1 protein-coding gene is annotated in these 3053 nt (G+C 72.2%); it reads right to left on the reverse strand.

All coding sequences use genetic code 11. The features are described from left to right. Positions 1–3053 (reverse strand): SDR family NAD(P)-dependent oxidoreductase (locus B124_RS33965; RefSeq protein ID WP_496506874.1); only part of this gene is annotated, 3053 nt, incomplete at both ends.

Raw genomic sequence — 3053 nt, forward strand, 5'->3', positions numbered from 1 at the left:
CTCGACGTGCGGGTGCTCCTCCACGTACGCGGCAAGCCGCTCCGCGGCCTGCGCCAACGCGCCCGCCGAACGGGCAGAAACCACCACCGGCACCGCAACATCGGAGCCGGGCTCGGCCGCCTCGTCCGACGCCGGCTGGGCCGGGGCCGCTTCCAGCACCACGTGCGCGTTCGTGCCGCTCATGCCGAACGANGACACCGCCGCACGCCGCGGCTCGCCCGTCTCCGGCCACTCCCGCGTCTCCGTCAGCAGGGCGACGTGGCCGGTGTCCCACTCCACGTGGGTCGAAGGCTGATCCACATTGAGGGTCTGCGGGAGCAGGCCGTGCCGCAGGGCCTCGACCATCTTGATGACGCTCGCGACACCGGACGCACCCTGCGTGTGGCCGATGTTGGACTTGATGGACCCCAGCCACAGCGGATTCGCTTCGGTGTGCGCCTGGCCGTACGTGGCCAGCAGCGCCTGCGCCTCGATCGGGTCGCCCAGCGTCGTACCCGTACCGTGCGCCTCCACCACGTCGATCTGCTCCGCGCTCAGCCCGGAATTGGCCAGCGCCTGCGCGATGACACGCTGCTGCGACGGCCCGTTCGGCGCCGTGAGTCCGTTCGACGCACCGTCCTGGTTGATCGCGGAACCCCGCAGCACCGCCAGGATCGTGTGCCCGTTGCGCTGCGCGTCCGAGAGCCGCTCGACCAGCACCAGGCCGACGCCCTCGCCCCAGCCCGTACCGTCCGCCGCGTCCGCGAAGGGCTTGCAGCGGCCGTCAGCGGCCAGGCCGCGCTGGCGCGAGAAGACCTGGAAGGTGCCGGGCGTCGCCATGATGGTTGCGCCGCCGGCCAGCGCGAGGTCGCACTCGCCGTTACGCAGCGCCTGCATGGCCAGATGCAGGGCGACGAGGGACGACGAGCACGCTGTGTCCACCGTCAGAGCCGGGCCCTCAAGACCGAAGGTGTACGCGATCCGGCCGGACGCCACGCTGCTCGAGCTGCCCGTGGCGATGTAGCCCTCCAGCCCCTCCGGGTTCTGGTGCAGCCGCAGCAGGTAGTCCTGGGAGATGACGCCCGCGAACACGCCGGTGCTGCTGCCCTTGAGACTGGTGGGGTCGATGCCCGCCCGTTCGAATGCCTCCCACGAGGTCTCCAGCAGCAGCCGCTGCTGGGGGTCGGTGGCGAGCGCCTCGCGCGGGTTCATGTGGAAGAAATCCGCGTCGAACAGGTCGGCGTCGTGCAGGAACGCGCCGTGGCGGGTGTACACCTTGCCCGTCGCGTCGGGATCGGGGTCGTACAGGTTCTCCAGGTCCCAGCCGCGGTTGGCCGGGAGGTCGCCGATGGCGTCGCGGCCGGTGCTGACAAGGTCCCAGAGCGCCTGCGAGTCGCGTACGCCGCCGGGGTAGCGGCAGGCCATCGAGACGATCGCGATCGGGTCGTCGGTGGTGGCGGTGGTGCTGGCGCGGCTCGGGGTCCGGGAGGTGAGGGACCCGGTGTCGAGGAACTGGCCGAGGAGGTGGCGGGTCAGTGCCTGGGGGGTCGGGTGGTCGAAGATCAGGGTCGCCGGGAGGCGCAGCGAGGTCGCGTTCGTGAGGCGGTTGCGCAGCTCGACGGCGGTCAGCGAGTCGAAGCCCAGCTCCTTGAACGGCCGCTGCGGGTCGATGGCGTCCGGGGTGCCGTGGCCGAGGACCGCGGCCACGTTGCTGCGGACCAGGTCCAGCAGCCGGCGCTCCTGCTCCGCTTCGGGGAGCGCGGCGAGCTGCTCGGCGAGCGCGTTGCCGTCGGCCGCGGCCGAGGTGGCGGCGGTGCGGCGGGCCGGGTGCGGGATGAGGTCGCGCAGGAGCGCGGGGAGACGGGGGGCGGTGCGCAGCGCGGCGGGATTGAGGGGGAGGCAGAGCTGGTACGCCTCGGGGCCGGCCAGGGCCGCGTCGAACAGGCGGAAGGCGTGGTCCGCTTCGAGCGGGGTGGTGCCGTGGGTGACGTTGCGGACCTCGTTGTCGCTGAGGTGGCCGGTGAGGCCGGTGGCCTCCTTCCAGTAGCCCCAGGCGAGGCTGGTGGTGGGCAGCCCGTGGCGCGTGCGGTGGTGGGCGAGGGAATCGAGGTAGGCGTTGGCGGCGGCGTAGTTGGCCTGTCCGGGGTTGCCGAGGGTGCCGGCGGCCGAGGAGTAGACGACGAAGTGCGCGAGGGGCAGGTGCCGCGTCGCCTCGTGCAGGTGGTGGGTGGCGTCGACCTTCGGGTCGAGGACCGGGTGCAGGTTCTCAGGGGTGAGCTGGGTCAGGACGGTGTCGCTCAGTGCGCCCGCGGTGTGGATGACGGCGGTGAGCGGGTGTGCGGTGTTGACGGCCTCGATCAGGGCGGTGACCTGGTCGGAGTTGGTGACGTCGCAGGCGGTGATGGTCACCTCGGCGCCGAGTTCGGTGAGTTCGTCGCGCAGGGCGGCGGCGTTGGGGTGGTCGGGGCCGCTGCGCGAGGCCAGGTGCAGGTGGCGTACGCCGTGCTCGGTGACGAGGTGGCGTGCCGTCAGCCCGGCCAGAACACCGGTGCCGCCGGTGAGGAGAACCGTGCCGTCCGGGTCGAGCGGGCGGGGGAGCGTCAGGATCAGCTTGCCCGTGTGGCGGGCCTGGCTGAGATGGCGGAGAGCCTGCGTGGTGTGCCGTACGTCGAACGCGGTGGTCGGCAGCGGGGTCAGCCGGCCCTCGGCGAACAGTTCGGTCAGGTGCGCCAGGATCTGCCGGATGCGGTCCGAGCCGGCCTCGATGAGGTCGAAGTTCCGGTACTGGACCTGGTGCTCCGCCTGGACGGCGTCGGCGTCGCGGACGTCCGTCTTGCCCATCTCGATGAACCGGCCGCCGGGGCGTACCAGGCGCAGCGAGGCGTCCGTGAACTCGTGCGCGAGCGCGTTGAGGACGACGTCCACGCCCTGATCCGGGCCGTGGGTGCGGAAGTGCTCCTCGAAGTCCAGGCTCCGGCTGGAGGCGATGTGCGTGTCGTCCAGGCCCTGGGCGCGCAGCAGGTGGTGTTTGGCGGGGCTGGCGGTGGCGTAGACGTCGGCGCCGAAGTGGCGGG

Source organism: Streptomyces sp. CNP082, from assembly GCF_059570535.1.